This is a genomic window from Cryptosporangium sp. NPDC048952 (assembly GCF_043197895.1).
GTDB lineage: Bacteria > Actinomycetota > Actinomycetes > Mycobacteriales > Cryptosporangiaceae > Cryptosporangium.
Genome location: NZ_JBICTY010000010.1, coordinates 829 through 17,131 on the forward strand (window position 1 = coordinate 829; position 16,303 = coordinate 17,131).

Sequence of the window (16,303 nt, forward strand, 5' to 3'; positions counted from 1 at the left end):
CGCGGGCACGGCGCGCGGAGCCGGCACGCGGGCACGGCGCGCGGAGCCGGCACGCGGGCACGGCGCGCGGAGCCGGCACGCGGGCACGGCGCGCGGAGCCGGCACGCGGGCACGGCGCGCGCAGCACGCCACGGGTGCAGCCCCCCGCGCGCAGCACGGCGCGCGGGGGGGCTGCACCCGTAGCGCACCTCGGAATGGCTCGCGGACGCGGACTCGGGCCCGATGTTCGGGGTGTACGCCACGAGGCGGCACGGATGCCGCACCGGACATACGGGGACACTGACATGGACGTCGAACTTCCGGCCCGCTGGGCCGACGAGCCTTCGCGGCTCGCCGCAGTACGGATGATGCGCGAGTTCAGCACGTCGGTCGAACCGGTGCTGGCGAACATCGTCCGGATCGCCGCAGAGGCAGTGCGGGCACCGATGGCCATGCTCACGCTGGTCGAGGCCGAGCGCGTCCGCGCGGTCGTCCGCCACAACATCGGCGTCACGCAGCTGCCACGCGCTGCGTCGCCCTGTGCCCGCGTCGTCGGCGACCGGGCCCCGCTGCAGATCCCGGACCTGCTCGAGGACCCCCGTTACGCGGTGGGACCTCTCACCGCCGTCGACCCGGGCGCCCGCTCCTACGCCGGCGTCCCGCTGCTCGACACCACCGGCAACGTCGTCGGTGCGCTCTCCGTGCTCGACCGCAAGCCGGGCGCGCTCGGCCCGGAGCGCGCCCAGCTCCTCGGCCTCCTCGCCGACCAGGCGACAGCGATCCTGACGCTCGGCGCCGCCGTCGAGCAGTCGGCGACCGAGGCCGCCGCCCTGGGCCGTTTCGGCAGCGACTTCATCTCGCTCATCACCCACGAGGTGCGGACGCCGGTCGCGGTCATCACCGGCAACCTCGAGCTCCTCGACGAGCTCGACGACGTGCCCGACCAGTACCGCGAGCGCATGGTCAGCGCGATCCGCCGCAACGCCGACCGCCTCGTCCGGCTGATCGACCACCTCCTGGTCACCGCCCGGGCGGGCGACGCCCTCAAGGCGACCGTGCACCGCTCACCGCTCGACTTGTCCGGCCTGGTCACCGACGCCGTCCGCGCGGCAGAGGCGAAGGCCAAGCAGGCCGGCGTCGCCCTCGACCTGCACATCGAGCAGCCGCTGCGCGTACCGGGCGACAGCACGATGCTGCGCACCGCTATCGACAACCTGCTGTCCAACGCCCTGCTCTTCACCCAGGCGGGTGGCCGCATCTCGGTGCGGGTCTCCCAGGGCTCCACCGACCTGCGCGACGCGACCGAGATCACGATCACCGACACCGGCGTCGGCATCCCGGCCGACGAGCAGCCGCTGGTGTTCGAGCGTTTCTACCGCGGGGCGCACGCCCAGCGGACCGAGGCGCCCGGCGCCGGGCTCGGCCTCGCGGTGACCGAGGCGATCGCCGCCGCGCACGGCGGGCTGGTGCGGCTGGAGAGCACTCCCGGCGTCGGGACGACGGTGCGGCTGATGCTTCCCCTGGGCGCGACGCGCCCGGCGCTGGAGCTGGTCCGCAACTGAAAGCTCCCCGGTTCCGGTCCGCCATGCACCGGAGCCGGGTGATTCTTCCCGCCTGCCCGCCCCTCTGGGGAGGGATGGCAGGCGGGAGTACGTCTCGCTGCGCGCGACTCGCCACCCCCTCTGGGGAGGGATGGCGAGTCGCGCGGGCGTGCGCATTTACGGCACTCCGCCCACGGACTGATACTCGAACCTTCATCTACTCTGGGTAGACATATCCAGACGCCCCGTAATACCCGCTGGTCCTCAGGCTGTGCCCCCAGAGGGACGGTCCGCGTATCCGTCCCGATTACAGAGATTCGCTGGTACGGGCCCGTCGGATTAGGCACGCTGAACGCGGGGCCGCGGAAAGCCCACCGCCAGCAATCAGCACGAACGACGGGGTGCCGGCCGTCGCAGGAGGGGAAGCGCCGTGACGGTTTTCGACACGAGTAGATCGACAGCACCCACTGCGTCGCTGCGCCCCAGAGAGCAGGTCCAGCGTCGGGTCACCGGCACCCCCCGCTGGGCCCCGGCAGCTGCCGGCATCGTGGTCGGGGTGTCCCGCGGCGACGACCCCACCGGCGTCCTCACCTGGGCGGCCCGAGAAGCCCGTGCCCTGCACGCCCCGCTCGTGGTGGCCCACGCCGGCAACGACGAGCGCGCCGACGCCGTCCTCGCCGAGGCCGGTGCGCTGGCCCGCCGGGCGGTTCCGGCCGGGCACGTCCGCACCGTCCGCGGTGACGGCCGTCCGCTCACGGTCCTCGCGGCCGCGGCCGACCAGGCAGGCATCGTGGTGGTCGGCACCGCCGCGGGCGCCGGTTCCGGCACCCAGCTCGTCGGCACGATCGCGGTGCGGCTGGCCACCGAGGGCCGGTCCGCCGCCGTCGTCGCCCGGCCTCCGGCCGGCGGTGCTCAGCCGCAGCAGGGCCCCTTCCCCGGTCACGTCGTCGTCGGTGTCGACGGCTCACCCGCGTCCCGCGCGGCGCTGGAGTACGCGTTCGCGCACGCGGCCGCCCACCGCCGTCCGCTGGTGGCGGTCTTCGTGACGACGGGTTCGGCCGCCGACTACTGGATCGACGACAGCCTGCTCGACACCGCGGTCACCGACGACCCGGCCGCGAACGCGCTGGTCGACGAGGAAGTGAGCGCGTTCGCCGATCGTTACCGGGTACGCGCGACCACCGCGGTGCACCGGGGCCGTCCGCTGGCGGTGCTGGCGAGGCTGTCCCGGGGAGCAGACCTGCTGGTCGTCGGCGTCAACGGGCGCCCGGCGGGAGCGCGCTCGCGGCTCGGCTCCACCGCCCGGGGAGTGCTGCTCGACCCGCCGACGACGGTGGCCGCGGTCCGCGCCTGACCCCAGTTTCGATCTTAGCGGTCGCGGCGGCCCGAAATATCGGCTCGCGGCACGACCCCGCTCCCGCCATGCTCTGTCTAGGCTTCCTAGCCGAACCGCCCCCCGAAGCCCGGAGCACCGCGTTGACCGACCGTCCGACCGTCCTCACCACCGAGATCGCCGCCGAGCAGCGTCACGTCGACGATGTGTACGCCCGGCTGGAGGAGGTGCGATCCGGCGCCACCGAGGTCGAGGCCGAAGGTCACCGACGGGCCCAGCTGGGCACCGAGGGTTCGCTGTACGAGAGAGACGTGCTGGTCCACCAGGCCGCGCGGCGGCGGGCGGCGCTCGACAGCGGGTACGACGGCCTGGTGTTCGGCCGCCTCGACCTGCGCACCGGTGAGGCCCGGCACATCGGCCGGCTCGGTGTGCTCGACGAGCGTTACGAGCCGCTCGTCGTCGACTGGCGTGCCCCGGCCGCCGCGCCGTTCTACCGCGCCACCGCCGAGGACCCGCTCGACGTCATCCGGCGTCGGGTGATCCACTCCTCCGGCACCCGCGTGATCGGGCTGTCCGACGACCTGCTCGACCCGGCTGCCGCTCCGGAGGGCATGGCCGTGGTCGGCGAGGGCGCGCTGATGGCGACGCTGGCCCGCGCCCGCGGCAAGGCCATGCGCGACATCGTCTCGACGATCCAGCGCGAGCAGGACGAGGCGATCCGCGCGCCCGCGAGCGGCACCACGATCATCGAGGGCGGGCCGGGCACCGGGAAGACTGCCGTGGCGCTGCACCGCGTCGCCTACCTGCTGTACTCCGACCGCAACCGGTACGCCGGGGGCGGTGTGCTGGTCGTGGGGCCCTCGCCGACGTTCGTCCGGTACATCGACCAGGTCCTGCCCTCGCTCGGCGAGGAGGGGGTCGTGCTGCGGTCGCTCGCGACGATGCTCTCCAGCGTCAAGGCCACCCGTCGCGACAATGCCGCGCTCTCCGCGGTGAAGGGTGCGGCGAGCATCCGCCGGGTCCTGTCCCGGCTCGCCTGGCTGCCGGCGCCTACGGCACCGGACCGGTTCCGCGTCGTCTACGCCGGTGAAGTGCTTTCGTTGGACGTCCGGCAGCTGGCCGCCGCGCGCAAGGCGGCCCGGCGGCGAGGCAACACCCCGAACTCGGCCCGCGGTCAGGCGGCCACCGCGCTGCTCGACGCGCTCTGGAACGTCTCCCGGGGCTGGACCGGTGCTCCGGAGAACTGGGAGCGGGACGCGTTCGACGCCACGATCCGCGACCGCGACGAGTTCCGCGACTTCCTCGCGGCCTGGTGGCCGATCGTCGAGCCCGAGCACGTGCTGCGCTGGGCTGCCGACCGCGCGCGGCTGGCCCGCTGCGCCGGGCCCGACCTCCACCGCGACGACGTCGCACCGCTCGCGGCGTCGTGGAACCGGGACGGCTGGTCGGTGGCGGACGTGGCGCTGCTCGACGAACTGCGTGCGCTGCTCGGCAAGCCGCCGAAGCCGCAGGTCCGGCGTCGTCGTCCGGAGGAGTGGGAGATGCAGGAGATCCGGCTCTCCTCCGACCGTGCTCCGGCTCCGACACCCGCCTCGGACGAGGACGACGACGAGTTCTCGCTGATCGTCGTCGACGAGGCCCAGGACCTCTCGCCGATGCAGTGGCGGATGCTCGGCCGCCGCGGCAAGTACGCGTCCTGGACGCTGGTCGGCGACCCGGCCCAGAGCGCCTGGGAGGATCCGGACGAGGCCACCGCGGCCATGGACGCGGCCGTGGGCACCCGGGTGCGGCGCCGTTATCTGCTCACCACCAACTACCGGAACTCGGCGGAGATCTTCGAGCTGGCGGCGTCCGTGCTGCGCCGGTGGGAGCCCGGGCTCGAGCTGCCGACCGCGGTCCGCAGGACCGGCGCGAAGCCGGAGGATCGGCTGGTGTCCCCCGACCGGCTGGCCGACGAGCTGCGGGCGTGCGTCGAAGAGCTCTTGGCCGACGTCGAGGGCACGGTCGGGGTGGTCACCCCGGCGGACCGGCAGGACGAGGTCGCCGCGCAGTTGAACGGTCTGGGCACCGGCCGGCTCCAAATCGTGGACAGCATCGAGGCCAAGGGCTTGGAGTACGACGGTGTCGTGGTGATGGAACCGGCGGAGATCATCGCCGAGTCCAGCGCGGGTCACCGGGTGCTGTACGTGTCGCTCAGCCGGGCGACGCACCGCCTGATCGTCGTCTCCACCGAACGCGACTGGTCGGTTCCGCCGGCCGACCGGACGGCACCGGACCGCGCCGCGGAGCCACTCTCCCTGTTCTGAGCTACCCCTACAGTGGGCCGGTGCTCCATCTGCGCTTGATCGTCCCGCCGGACCGGATGCCGGCGGTGATGGACCTGCTCGAGGGCGACGCCTCGGTCACCCACCTGGCGGTACTGACCGGTGCGGCCCGGGATCCGGTCGGCGACGTCGTGCTCTGCGACGTCGCCAGGGAGGGCGCGAGCGCGGTGCTCGGCGCCCTCCGCGACCTGGACATCGCGGAACACGGCGCGATCACGGCCGAGAACGTCGACCTCGTCCTGTCCGAGTCGGGCCGGAGAGCGGAGGAGGAAGCTCCTGGGCTGGGCACCGACGCCGTCATCTGGGAGGAGATCGAGCACCGCGTCAGCGACGAGATCCAATTGTCGGCGACGTACCTCACGTTCCTCGTCGTCGCGACGATCATCGCCGGGATCGGCGTACTGCTCGATCAGCCGATCCTGATCGTGGGCGCGATGGTGGTCGGGCCGGACTTCGGACCGCTGGCCGCGTTCTGCGTCGGTCTGGTGCAGCGCAAACGCGCCATGGCCGTCCGTGCTGCGATCGCGTTGCTGGTCGGCTTCCCGGTCGCGATGGCCGCGACGCTGGCCACGACGTGGCTGCTCGCCGCGCTCGACCTCGTCGACCGGTCCATGCTTTTGGACGACCGGCCGCTGACCGACTTCATCTGGCGTCCCGACGCGCTCTCCTGGGTCGTGGGCTTCCTCGCGGGCATCGCCGGCATCACGTCGCTGACCTCGGCGAAGTCCGGTGCGCTCGTCGGCGTGCTGATCTCGGTCACGACGGTTCCCGCCGCCGCGAACGTGGCGGTGGCGCTCGCCTTCGGGGTGTTCGACGAGGCATGGGGCTCGACGGTCCAGCTCGTCGTGAACCTCGCCGCGATCGTCGTCGGCGGGGTGCTGACGCTCCTCGTCCAACGGCTGTTCTGGCAGCGCCGCTCGCTGCAGCCGAAGCGGACGCCGGAGGCCCGGCGGGTGGCTGCTCGCGCGCGCCGGAACGCCCGCCGCCGCGAGGCCGACGGGGGCCGGTAGAGGGGCCGCAGTGGAACGCCCGCCCCCGGCGTGCCGGGGACGGGCGTTTGCCTGAAACCAGAGGCCTCAACCGATGGTGCGGGTCTTACCGGCCGTCAGAAGCAGCGACTGTCGCAGTCGCGTCCCCAGTGGTGACGGTGGTGGCTGAACGACGGGCAGTCCCAGCGGTGGTGGTAACGACGGCCGCCCTCCCACCAGAACCCGCCGCGGAAGAACGGGGCCCGACCGATGAAGTCGAGGTCGTCGTCCTCGTCGTCGACGATGACGATCGGTCCACCGGCGTTGACGACCGTCGCGCCACCGATCGGGGCGACGCCACCGACGGGCGCCGCGCCACCGACGGGCGCCGCGCCACCGACGGGCGCGGCACCACCGACGGGCGCGGCACCGTCGACCGGTGCGGCACCGGTCGCCGGAGCGGTCGCCGGGGTCGCCGGAGCAGCGGTGTTCTCCGCGGGCGCGGGCTGCGCCGGGGTGTTGGTCGCCGGAGCAGCGGCCGGCTGCTCGTCGGGCGCCTGGGCCTGCCCGGCGGGGGCGGTGTCGTCCTTGTCGTAAACCTTCGCGCCGACCGGGATACCGCCATTCACCGGCTGCTGCGCGCTGTTGTCATTGTTGTCGTCGGCGGTGTTCCCACCCGCGACGACGCTAGTCGCCTCAACGGTGGGGTTGACGTTTACCGTCTGCGCCTGGGCAGCGGCCGCGCCGGCCAGGACGATGCCCGCCGACACGGTTCCGACCTGCAGCGAACGACGAATCCAGTTGTTCATCGAATGGAGACCTCTCCTGAGGTACGTGGAATCTGAGTAAAAGTCCTGTCGCAGCCCTCGGGCCGTGATCAGGCGTCGAACGAACGCGCGACTGCGCGTGGGAGAACCATCGTCAGAACGGTTCTGGTCAGTAGCCGACTTCGTCCCCACAATGGACCGTTGTCGGCCGGACGATAGGCGGCGGGAACACCGCGGCGATCGTCGTCAGAGTGAGCGATCCGGTACTACCGCGCGGCGCGCGCAACGCGCCGGTCCGGCAGTACACGAAACATCCCAACTCTCGTACGCCTCAACCCGCAGCTCCCCCACGGCCACGAGACCGACGAGCAGTCGCGACAGCACCGCTCGACGGAGGGAACTTTGGTGGCAGAACGGACTATTTGCAACCCCGCCGCGAAGAGCGCGGCCCCGGTCACGCAATTCACTTCCGCACTCGCCGTTAGTCGAGAAGGGTTGCGTGACCACTCTTGAATGATCGACCGGTCACGGCCAGTATTGGTGGTGGCGAGTATCACCTCGGTTGACTGGCAGCCCCTCTATTAACCCCACCCGGTAGCCACGAACGGATATCCTGCAATCCGCAGCCGATCACCGGGCACTACGGCCACAGCCCACACACATTTGCTCGCGGCGGAACTCCGGCAACCCTCGATTCGTTATCGATCGGCTACTGGTTCCGGGCGTCGTGAATCACCCTGAACACACCAGGGTGCATGCGGGATTCGTTCCGCGCGACTAGTAGGGTGTGGCCACCGATAGCACGACGAGGAGAACTTCTGTGGCGCGGAAAGTACAGGTCATGTTGGTGGACGACCTCGACGGCGGCACCGCCGAAGAGACCGTCGCCTTCGCGATCGACGGAACCTCTTATGAGATCGACCTGTCGAGCGACAATGCGGCCGCACTCCGGGATTCGGTCGAGAAGTATGTGGCTGCGGCCCGCAAGGCCGGACGCGGCGGAACCCGCACGAATCGTCGCCCCGCAGCGACTAGTCAGCGCTCCGGTCGCGAACAGAACCAGGCCATCCGTGAATGGGCCAAGGGGAAGGGTCTGCAGGTAAGTGATCGCGGACGCATCCCGCAGGAAGTGATCGACCAGTACAACTCCGAGCACTGACTGTCATCACCGTTAACCGGCTAACGGCCTAACGAACCCGATCAGTCCGTTTTGCTCGATCGAGCCGGCTTTTCGTCCGGCGTGTCGCCCGCCTGGCCCCATCGCCCCAGATGGGGCGGGGCAGGCACTCAGCTCGTCAGCAGGGCGTATTCCAGTGCCGCACGGTGATGCGGCAGCGCCAGAACCGCATCGACGTCGATCCCGGCGAAGTCGCTCGGCTCGTAAATCGTCGAAATGATCAACCGGCAGGGTCGACCTGCCAGACCGGCCCGAATCCGGTCCACCAACGGCTGACCTTCCGACGCCGGTATCAGGGTGTCGATGATGATGGCGTCCGGCGGTTGTGAACTCGCCGCTTCGACCGCCTCGGCGTCGGTGCCGACCTGGTCGACGCACCAACCCAGAGCCTGCAACTGCAGCGTGAACAGCGCCGCGAGATCGGGCTGGTCCTCGAGGATCAGCACTCGACGCCGAAAATCCGGAAAGCCCCCGCTCTCGGTCATGCCTTCAGGATTCGCCGCCCGGGTGCCATCCCGGGTGCACCTCGGTTGCGGGCCGGTAGCAGTCGATGCCCCCTTAACGGCCGACCCTGCACCTCGTCGGATCGGATGACCATCATTTCCGGCAGGTTAGCTACCAATGAGTAACGTTCCCCGTTCCATTTCGGACTGGCACCATGCGGCCGTGACTGGTTCGGGCCCGGCGACGAGACCACCGGCAGGTTGCTCCGATCCCGGCCGGTGGATGGACGCCTATCTGATCGCCGAAGCGCACCGCGCCGAGAAGGACGTCTGCACCTGCGGACGGCCGCTTCCGTGCATCGCCGCGCAGCGCGCCGCAGAAATCATGGACGAGACGATGGTGGCGGCGCGCCTCGCGGAGCAGTGGACGCGGGCCGCGGAGGCCGCCGTCGAGGAGCAGCGCGCGATCAGCCGCGCGATCACCCAGGACCTACCGATCCTCGTGGACCTGCCCGAACCAGCGCCGGCGCCGGTCGGCGCGCGCTTCTACCGGGAGCGAAAACCACCACGTCATCGCAGCTGAGCACTACGTTTGTGCGCAGTGTCTCCTCATTGACCTCTCAGTCTGCCCTCAGGTCGCCGACGCACTGTTGAGACAGTTGGAACCTTCGGGGAGGAACCCTTGACCATCATCGGAACGCTGCTCGGGCTCGTCCTCACGGTTTTCTGGTGGATTCTGATCGCCCGGATCGTCCTGGACTGGTCCGTGGTGCTGGCCGGCCCACCCGCCTGGGGCGGCTTCCGGGCCAAGGCCATCAACGTCGTCACCCGCATCACCGAGCCGGTGCTGGCTCCGGTGCGCAAGGTCGTGCCGCCGCTTCGCGTCGGCGGTGTCTCGATCGACCTGTCGATCATCCTGGTGTTCTTCGCGATCGTGATCCTGCGCAACGTTGTCGCGTTCCTGTAAGACGTCTTACCAGAGCAGGCCCGGCTGCGGGATCTCCGTGGCCGCCGCGAAGTACTCGTGCCACCGCTCGGCGGACGGAACGAACGCCGAGCCGGTGGAGCGGGCGACGAACACGTCCGCGAGCCCGCCCCGGGTGAACGCGGCGATGTCGTCCTTCCCGTCACCGTCGAAGTCACCGACACCGGGAACTGCCTCCCCCTCCGCCCACGACCGGGCCCACGGCGCCGAGGTCCTGGCGAAGGACCGGCCGGTGGACAGAGCCACACTCACCACACCCCGGCCAAAAGCCACCACGTCCGCCTTCCCGTCCCCATTGACGTCCCCCACCCCGGGCCGCGCCCCACCCTCCCCGAACCACCCGTTCCACTGGGTAGCCCCGCGGAACGCGTTCCCCGCCGAGAGCGCCACCCACACCGACGCCGTCCGTCCCCGCGCGAACGCCACCAGGTCCGCCTTCCCGTCACCGTTCACGTCCGCGACCGCCGGAATCGAGGCGCCGGGCGCGAACCAGCCGTGCCAGGGTGTGGCCGCGCCGAACGCCCGGCCGGTCGACAGCGCCACCGTGACCGTCGGGGCGCTCCCCCGATGGAACGCGACGACGTCGTCCTTGCCGTCGCCGTTCAGGTCGCCCACCGCCGGGATGGCGCTCTCCGGCGCGAACGACGTCGACCAGACCGACGTCGGACCGAAGGAACGGCCGGTGGACAACGCGACCGACACCGTCGGCTTGTTGCCGCGGGAGAACGCGACGACGTCGCTGCGGCCGTCACCGTCGAAGTCGCCGGTGAGGGGTGTCTGGCTCCAGAACGCGAACTGGTCGGACCAGAGGTCGCCGATGCCGTCGAACCGCGTTCCGGTGGAACGGGCGACGTACACGTCACCGCCCTGCCCCCGGGTGAACGCGACGACGTCGTCCCGGCCGTCGCCGTCGAAGTCGCCGGCGCGGCCTCCGAATCCGTCGGACGATGCCGTCAGCGGCCGGTCGGCCGGAACGCCCGGCTGCGACGCGGTGTCCGGCGCCGGCCCGACGATGTAGGCCGCGTGCGCCACTGCCATCGACGTGCCGACCGCCATGATCGTGCTCAGTACTCCCATGCCCGCCCCTTACAGATGTCCGCCCCTTTTGCCCTTGAATAACACCGCGCGTCGGTTCGGCTTCGGAGGCAAGGCCGGTCGGGTCTTTCGGGTTCGGCGGTTCGTGGGCACCATGGGCAGGGTGGTGGGCACGCACGGTCTGGCCGACGCAGGGCGCACCGAAGTGGCGCCCCGGGTTCTGGCGGCCTGGGACGCGTTTCTCGCCTCGGCGGAATCGGCCGATTTGGAACGTGGGTGCTCCACAGCGGGCAGCACGGGCGCCGACGTCTGCATCCGGCTCGGGCTGTGGACCGAGTACGCGGCCCTGCACGACCTGGTGAGTTCCGCCCGCAGCGGCGCCGTCGGCCCGCCGCCGGATCTCGACGCCGTCGTGGAGACCCACCGCAGCGCCGGGCGCGACGAGATCCTCGCCGCGCTGCGCCGGCACCGGGACGCGGTCTCGATCTACTTCAACAGCTTCGACGAGTGGCTCGACCTCGACCCGACCGTCTCACCGTTCGGACGGCTGCCGCTGCTCACCACGCTGCTCGGGCAGGTGTATCCGCTGGCCGTGCACGCGCTGGACCTGGTCGACTGCGGCGCTCCGCCGCCACCGGACTTCCTGCTGGACTCCGGGCTCGCCGCGTTCGTCGACCTGCTCGGCGGCCTGGCGTGCGAGGACGGCATCACCGGCGGGGCCGCAGTGTTCACACCGCCGTCCGGCGGCTGGGCGTTCGCCTGCGGCGAGGAGGGCTGGACGGTCACCACGCTCGACCGGCGCCGCCCCGGCGGCACCGTGATCGAGGGCCCGGCCGCCGAGGTGCTCGCCGCGTCGGCGGGTCGCTCGGAACTGCGCGCGCTCCGCGTCCATCAGCAGGCCGGGTTACTGCGGCTGACCGACGTCGTCCGCCGCCTCGGCCGCACGACCGCGATGCCGAAGCCCCAGGCCTAGGCGCGGCCCCAGGCCACGTGCGCTTCGAACGCCGGACGCGGATCCTGCCCGGTTTCGATCCGTCGCACTCGGTCGGCCAGCGCGGAGTCCAGCCGGGCGCGCCCCAGCGGGCCCAGGGCGTGGAACGCCGGTGAGGTGACGACGAACGGCGCGAACTCGAGCAGGAAGTCGTCCGCAGGCGGCAGTGCGTAGGCGGCCTCGATCGACTCGACCCGCACGTCGCTGAAACCGGCGTCGGCGAGCGCCACCCCGAACTCGTCCCGGCCCAGGTGCGGCAGATCGACCGCGAGTTCCCTGCTCGTGCCCCAGATGATCTCGGTGTAGGGGGACATGTGGGGCTTCGCCCAGTGCACGATCGCCACCGTTCCGCCGGGGCGGACCACCCGGCGCATCTCGGCGAGCGCGTGCGGACCGGCGTACATCGCGGCGAGGACGGAGAAGGCCGCGTCGAACGAATCCGTCGGGTAGGGCAGCGCGTTCGCGTCCGCGAGATCCGCCGACGCGTGCGGGTACGGCGCCACGCGGCCCTTCAGGTACGTCGCGGTCAGCGGCGCGTTGTCGACACCGACCACTTCGTACCCGCGCTCGGCCGCCGCGACGACGAGCGGGCCGGTGCCGGCGCCGACATCCAGCACGCGGGCGCTGTCCGGGAGCCCGGCGGAATCCAGCAGCCGAGCTGCGATCTCGCTGGTGGTGGGCTCGATCCACCGCACCGCCTGCGGCAGCATCAGATCGGTGTGGCTGACGAGGTCGATCGATTCGGAAACCATGATTCGATTCCATCGACTGCCGGGCGGCCCGCCCATGCTCCGGCGCGACGGAAACATACGATCAGTGACGTGGACGTCGTGAGCGAGGCGATCAGCAGCGTGCGGGTCGGCCGGGCCGAGGCGTGCTGGGTCACCGGCGCCGGCGCATGGGGCCTGCGGTATCCCGGCTATCCGGTCAGTGGCTTCCACATCCTGATCCGCGGTGAGGGCTGGCTGATCACGCCCACCGACGCGCCGCGCGCGGTGGCGCCGGGCGACGTGGTGTTCACGGCGGCGGGTGCGCCGCACGGCCTCAGCCACGCACCGACCACGATGGAGTCGCTGCCCCAGGCGGTGCTGGGCGCCGCGCCGCGGGTCGAGGACGCGGACAGCGTGTTCCTCTGCGGCGCGTACTGGCTCACGGATGCCAGCACGCATCCGTACCTTCGTTCGCTGCCCGGCGCTCTGGCGGTGACCCCGACCGACCGCCACCTGCGCGCGCTGGTCGACCTCCTGGACGCGGAGGTCGCCACCGCCGCACCGGGCGGCTCGATCTCCCGGCCCGCACTGCTCGACCTGGTGCTCACCCACGTACTCCGGGAGTTGCTGGCCCAGCACCCGCCGGAGGACGGCGTCGACGACCCGGCCATCGCGGCCGTCGTCCGGCAGATCCGGACCGATCCGGAGAAGCCGTGGACCGCGCAGGAACTCAGCGACCGGGCCGGTCTGCCCCGGCGCGAGTTCTCGCGCCGGTTCGCGGAGGTCACCGGCCGGCCGTTACGGGCCTACCTCACCGAATCCCGCCTCGCTCTCGGCGCCCACCTGCTGCACGAGTCCGACCTCACGCTGGCGGCCATCGCCCGCCGGGTCGGCTACTCGACCGAGTTCGCGTTCGGTGCAGCCTTCCGCCGCGAATACGGTGTGTCCCCCGGGAACTTCCGTAAATCCCGAACCTAGAAGCGACCGCCACCCTTGCTGTCGCCGGACAGCCGCTGCGCCAGGTAGATCGGCACGACCGACAGCACGATCAGCACCGCCGCGACGACGTTGACCACCGGCGCCTGGTTCGGCCGGAACAGGTTGTTCAGGATCCAGATCGGCAATGTCTGCGTACCGGCTCCCGCGGTGAACGTCGTCACGATGATCTCGTCGAACGAGAGCGCGAACGCGAGCAGACCACCGGCGAAGAGCGCGGAACGCAGCATCGGGAACGTCACCAGCCGGAACGTGGTGAACAGATCGGCGCCGAGGTCCATCGACGCCTCCTCCAGGTTGCCGCCGAGCCGGCGCAGCCGGGCGATCACGTTGTTGAAGACGATCACCACGCAGAACGTCGCGTGGGCGACGACCAGCGTGAGGAACCCGAGGTTGACGCCGAGCACGGTGCGGAACGCGTTGTTCAGCGCGATGCCGGTGACGATGCCCGGCAGCGCGATCGGCAGCACGATCAGCAGCGAGATCGAGTTCTGCCCGAAGAACTTGTGCCGCTGCAGCGCGAAGCTCGCCAGCGTGCCCAGCACCAGCGCGACGACTGTCGCGACGAGTCCGACCTGGACGCTGGTGAGGAACGCGTCGAGCGCGCCCTTGTTCTGCGCGGTGCGCTCCCACCACTCGAGCGTGAAGCCCGAAGGCGGCCAGCCGAACGTCCGGTCGCGGTTGAACGAGTTGATCAGAACGACGATCAACGGCACGTAGACGACGCCGAGCGCGAGGAACGTGAACGTGCGCAGTGCGATCCGGGCGGAGCGCGAGAGAGTCATAGGTTCTCCAGTGCACCCGTGCGGCGGACGGCGGCCAGGTAGACGAGCATGATCGCGACCGGCACCGTGGCGACGGCCGCGGCGAACGGCAGGTTGTTGGCCGCGCCGATGTTGTCGTAGACGACGTTGCCGAGCAGCTGCTTCGTGCCGCCGACGATGCGGACCGCGATGTAGTCGCCGAGCGACAGCGAGAACGTGAAGATCGAACCCGCGACCACGGCCGGGAAGACCGTGGGCAGCACGACCGTGCGGAACGTCCGCAGCGGGCGCGCGCCGAGGTCGCCGGCGGCGTCGAGCAGGGAGTTCGGCAGCCGTTCGAGGCCGGCGTACACCGGCAGGATCATGTACGGCAGCCAGAGGTAGGCGAGGGTCACAGTGGTTGCGGTGATTCCGTAGCCGGGGGTGCCGCCGAGCCAGGACAGGATGCCGTCGCCGGAGAACATCAGCCGCCACGCGTAGACCTTCACCAGGTAGCTCGCCCAGAGCGGGGTGAGGATCGCGACGACGAGCAGTCGCTGGGCGCGTGGCGACGCCACCTTGGCCATGTAGAACGCGACCGGCAGCGCGATCAGCGCGTCGATCACCGTTACGCCGACCGCGACGCCGATCGTCCGGAGCGTGATCGTGCGGTAGACCTCGCCGGTGAACAGCGTCGTGAAGTTGTCGAGCGTCCAGGCCCGCACGATCTGGCCGGTGAAGTCGTTCACCGACCAGAACGCGGCGACGAACAGCGCCGCCAACGACCCCAGATAAGCCAGCCCCAACCACAACAGCGGAACCGACAGCATGATCCCGAGCCGAGCCCGGGGCCGCCGGTACAGCGCCGTAGACACCCGCCGCACCACCGAAGGGCGCCGCTCCAACGTCGCCGTCATCGTTCTCCTCAAAGCGCCGAAGGCGCGCTTGTCTTTGCTTGAAACCCGGAGCCCGCTCAGGGCGACGCTGCCAGTCGAGCGCGAATCCGCCGCGTATAGGTGAATACTCAAGGGTTCGCGCTCGCCTGGCAGGGTCGCCCTGAGCGGGCCGCCCACTACCCCTTGATAGAGGTCCAGGCTTGGGTCCAGGCGGAGTAGTCCTTGCACTTCACGTCGGTGCGGCCGTCGAGGCACTGGGTGATCGGCGTCGACCAGTACCAGATCTTCTTCGCGTACTCGGCGTCACCGGCGTGGTAGGTGTCGCAGTGCTTCTTGTCGGCGGTGAACTCACAGGCCTTGGGGTTGGCCGGCGACTCGCCGAAGTACTCCGCGACCTGCGCGTTCGCCTTCGGCGACACGATGTGGTCCAGCCACTTGTACGCGCACGTCTTGTGCTCGGACTTCGCGCCGACCATCCAGGTGTCCGACCACCCGGTCGAACCCTCCTCCGGCAGCACCGCCTCGATCTTCGCGCCCTCGGACTTCGCCACGTTCGCGATGACCTGCCACGACGTCCCGATCACCGAGTCGCCGGACTTGAACGCCGAAACTTCCTTCAGGTAGTCCGACCAGTACTCGCCCACGTTCAGCTTCTGCTTCTTGAGCAGATCGACGGCAGCCGCGAACTGCTTGTCGTCGAGCGCGTACGGGTTCTTGATCCCCAGGTCGGGCTTCGTGTTCATCAGGTACAGCGCCGCGTCGGCGATGTAGATCGGCGAGTCGTACGCGGTGACCTTGCCCTTGGTGGCCGCGTTGTCCTCGAACACCGAGCTCCACGACGTCGGGGCGGGCTTCACCGCGTCGGTGTTGTACATCAGCAGGTTCGCGCCCCACCCGTGCGGCACGCCGTACGAGACGCCGTTGACGCTGTTCCACTTCTGGTTCTTGAGGAACGGGAAGATGTCGGCGTAGTTCGGCACGAGGTCGGTGTTCACCGGCTCGACGTCACCGCCGGCGATCAGCCGCAGCGACGCGTCACCCGACGCCGAGACCACGTCGTACTGGCCGGTCTTCATCAGCGTCACGGCCTCGTCGGAGGTGCCGAACACCTTGACGTTGACCTGGCAGCCGGTGGCCTTCTCGTACGGCGATACCCAGTCGACCTTCGGGTCGTTGGAGCCGTCCTCTGCGTATCCCGCCCAGGCCAGTACGTTCAACGCGCCTTCGGGCTTTCCGAGCTGCTTCAGAGCTTCCAGCTTCGGCGGAGTGAACCCCGCCTCGGACTCCGAGCTACTGCCGGAGTCGTCACTGGTACCGCATGCCGCGGCTGCCGCCACCAGCACGACGGCTGCTGCTCCGGCAAAGACACGACTCAACCGGTTCATGAAATACCTGCTTTCTCCGTACAGGGGGGT

The 16,303-nt window shown here is 70.4% G+C and carries 16 protein-coding genes; 9 read left to right on the top strand and 7 right to left on the bottom strand.

The window, feature by feature from the left end; translation table 11 throughout:
- Positions 1–284: 284 nt before the first annotated feature.
- From ACGFY5_RS41740 to ACGFY5_RS41755, 4 genes are all read left to right on the top strand, one after another.
- Complete coding sequence (locus ACGFY5_RS41740) at positions 285–1,541, top strand: sensor histidine kinase (RefSeq protein WP_392730074.1); 1,257 nt, start codon at positions 285–287, stop codon at positions 1,539–1,541.
- Positions 1,542–1,950: 409 nt separating this feature from the next.
- Positions 1,951–2,874, top strand: a complete 924-nt coding sequence (locus ACGFY5_RS41745; protein ID WP_392730076.1) for a universal stress protein — start codon at positions 1,951–1,953, stop codon at positions 2,872–2,874.
- A gap of 122 nt (positions 2,875–2,996) precedes the next feature.
- The gene (locus tag ACGFY5_RS41750; RefSeq protein ID WP_392730077.1) at positions 2,997–5,159 is read left to right on the top strand and encodes a HelD family protein; all 2,163 of its coding nucleotides are present in this window, start codon (positions 2,997–2,999) and stop codon (positions 5,157–5,159) included.
- A gap of 20 nt (positions 5,160–5,179) precedes the next feature.
- Positions 5,180–6,187 (top strand): DUF389 domain-containing protein, encoded by a 1,008-nt coding sequence (locus ACGFY5_RS41755; RefSeq protein WP_392730079.1) that lies wholly within the window; start codon positions 5,180–5,182, stop codon positions 6,185–6,187.
- A gap of 95 nt (positions 6,188–6,282) precedes the next feature.
- On the opposite strand, the gene ACGFY5_RS41760 is transcribed toward ACGFY5_RS41755, so the two are convergent.
- Positions 6,283–6,954, bottom strand: coding sequence for a hypothetical protein (locus ACGFY5_RS41760; protein ID WP_392730081.1), 672 nt, complete (start codon positions 6,952–6,954; stop codon positions 6,283–6,285).
- Between the two features lie 778 nt (positions 6,955–7,732).
- On the opposite strand from ACGFY5_RS41760, the gene ACGFY5_RS41765 reads away from it, so the two are divergent.
- On the top strand, positions 7,733–8,071 hold the full coding sequence (locus ACGFY5_RS41765; RefSeq protein ID WP_392730082.1) for an Lsr2 family protein: 339 nt from the start codon (positions 7,733–7,735) through the stop codon (positions 8,069–8,071).
- 128 nt (positions 8,072–8,199) lie between these two features.
- Here ACGFY5_RS41765 and ACGFY5_RS41770 read toward each other — a convergent pair whose 3' ends face one another.
- Positions 8,200–8,535: a response regulator gene (locus ACGFY5_RS41770; RefSeq protein ID WP_392730084.1), complete on the bottom strand. Its 336-nt coding sequence runs from the start codon at positions 8,533–8,535 to the stop codon at positions 8,200–8,202.
- A gap of 280 nt (positions 8,536–8,815) precedes the next feature.
- On the opposite strand from ACGFY5_RS41770, the gene ACGFY5_RS41775 reads away from it, so the two are divergent.
- Both ACGFY5_RS41775 and ACGFY5_RS41780 read left to right on the top strand, forming a co-directional pair.
- Entirely contained in the window at positions 8,816–9,115 is a 300-nt protein-coding gene (locus tag ACGFY5_RS41775; RefSeq protein WP_392730086.1) for a hypothetical protein, read from the top strand.
- Positions 9,116–9,214: 99 nt separating this feature from the next.
- Entirely contained in the window at positions 9,215–9,499 is a 285-nt protein-coding gene (locus ACGFY5_RS41780; RefSeq protein ID WP_392730088.1) for a YggT family protein, read from the top strand.
- Positions 9,500–9,505: 6 nt separating this feature from the next.
- On the opposite strand, the gene ACGFY5_RS41785 is transcribed toward ACGFY5_RS41780, so the two are convergent.
- The gene (locus ACGFY5_RS41785; RefSeq protein WP_392730091.1) at positions 9,506–10,594 is read right to left on the bottom strand and encodes an FG-GAP repeat domain-containing protein; all 1,089 of its coding nucleotides are present in this window, start codon (positions 10,592–10,594) and stop codon (positions 9,506–9,508) included.
- A 112-nt stretch (positions 10,595–10,706) separates the two neighbouring features.
- On the opposite strand from ACGFY5_RS41785, the gene ACGFY5_RS41790 reads away from it, so the two are divergent.
- On the top strand, positions 10,707–11,525 hold the full coding sequence (locus ACGFY5_RS41790) for a hypothetical protein (RefSeq protein ID WP_392730093.1): 819 nt from the start codon (positions 10,707–10,709) through the stop codon (positions 11,523–11,525).
- Here the strand turns inward: ACGFY5_RS41790 and ACGFY5_RS41795 are convergent.
- Positions 11,522–12,295: a class I SAM-dependent methyltransferase gene (locus ACGFY5_RS41795; protein ID WP_392730095.1), complete on the bottom strand. Its 774-nt coding sequence runs from the start codon at positions 12,293–12,295 to the stop codon at positions 11,522–11,524. The genes ACGFY5_RS41790 and ACGFY5_RS41795 overlap by 4 nt on opposite strands.
- A gap of 69 nt (positions 12,296–12,364) precedes the next feature.
- On the opposite strand from ACGFY5_RS41795, the gene ACGFY5_RS41800 reads away from it, so the two are divergent.
- Positions 12,365–13,231 (top strand): AraC family transcriptional regulator, encoded by an 867-nt coding sequence (locus ACGFY5_RS41800; RefSeq protein ID WP_392730098.1) that lies wholly within the window; start codon positions 12,365–12,367, stop codon positions 13,229–13,231.
- Here ACGFY5_RS41800 and ACGFY5_RS41805 read toward each other — a convergent pair.
- From ACGFY5_RS41805 to ACGFY5_RS41815, 3 genes are all read right to left on the bottom strand, one after another.
- Positions 13,228–14,034, bottom strand: coding sequence for an ABC transporter permease (locus ACGFY5_RS41805; RefSeq protein ID WP_392730099.1), 807 nt, complete (start codon positions 14,032–14,034; stop codon positions 13,228–13,230). The two genes, ACGFY5_RS41800 and ACGFY5_RS41805, sit on opposite strands and share 4 nt — an antisense overlap.
- Positions 14,031–14,909: an ABC transporter permease gene (locus ACGFY5_RS41810; RefSeq protein WP_392730101.1), complete on the bottom strand. Its 879-nt coding sequence runs from the start codon at positions 14,907–14,909 to the stop codon at positions 14,031–14,033. The genes ACGFY5_RS41805 and ACGFY5_RS41810 overlap by 4 nt, the downstream gene beginning before the upstream one ends.
- Before the next feature lie 155 nt (positions 14,910–15,064).
- Positions 15,065–16,273 carry an ABC transporter substrate-binding protein gene (locus ACGFY5_RS41815; protein ID WP_392730103.1) on the bottom strand — a complete coding sequence of 403 codons (1,209 nt, stop codon included), beginning with the start codon at positions 16,271–16,273 and terminating at the stop codon, positions 15,065–15,067.
- Positions 16,274–16,303 lie beyond the last annotated feature (30 nt).

Coding starts and splice junctions, on each gene's coding strand:
- ACGFY5_RS41740 (WP_392730074.1), top strand. CDS start 285: ATGGACGTCGAACTTCCGGCCCGCTGGGCCGACGAGCCTTCGCGGCTC.
- ACGFY5_RS41805 (WP_392730099.1), bottom strand. CDS start 14,034: ATGACTCTCTCGCGCTCCGCCCGGATCGCACTGCGCACGTTCACGTTC.
- ACGFY5_RS41775 (WP_392730086.1), top strand. CDS start 8,816: ATGGACGCCTATCTGATCGCCGAAGCGCACCGCGCCGAGAAGGACGTC.
- ACGFY5_RS41790 (WP_392730093.1), top strand. CDS start 10,707: ATGGGCAGGGTGGTGGGCACGCACGGTCTGGCCGACGCAGGGCGCACC.
- ACGFY5_RS41795 (WP_392730095.1), bottom strand. CDS start 12,295: ATGGTTTCCGAATCGATCGACCTCGTCAGCCACACCGATCTGATGCTG.
- ACGFY5_RS41760 (WP_392730081.1), bottom strand. CDS start 6,954: ATGAACAACTGGATTCGTCGTTCGCTGCAGGTCGGAACCGTGTCGGCG.
- ACGFY5_RS41785 (WP_392730091.1), bottom strand. CDS start 10,594: ATGGGAGTACTGAGCACGATCATGGCGGTCGGCACGTCGATGGCAGTG.
- ACGFY5_RS41810 (WP_392730101.1), bottom strand. CDS start 14,909: ATGACGGCGACGTTGGAGCGGCGCCCTTCGGTGGTGCGGCGGGTGTCT.
- ACGFY5_RS41815 (WP_392730103.1), bottom strand. CDS start 16,273: ATGAACCGGTTGAGTCGTGTCTTTGCCGGAGCAGCAGCCGTCGTGCTG.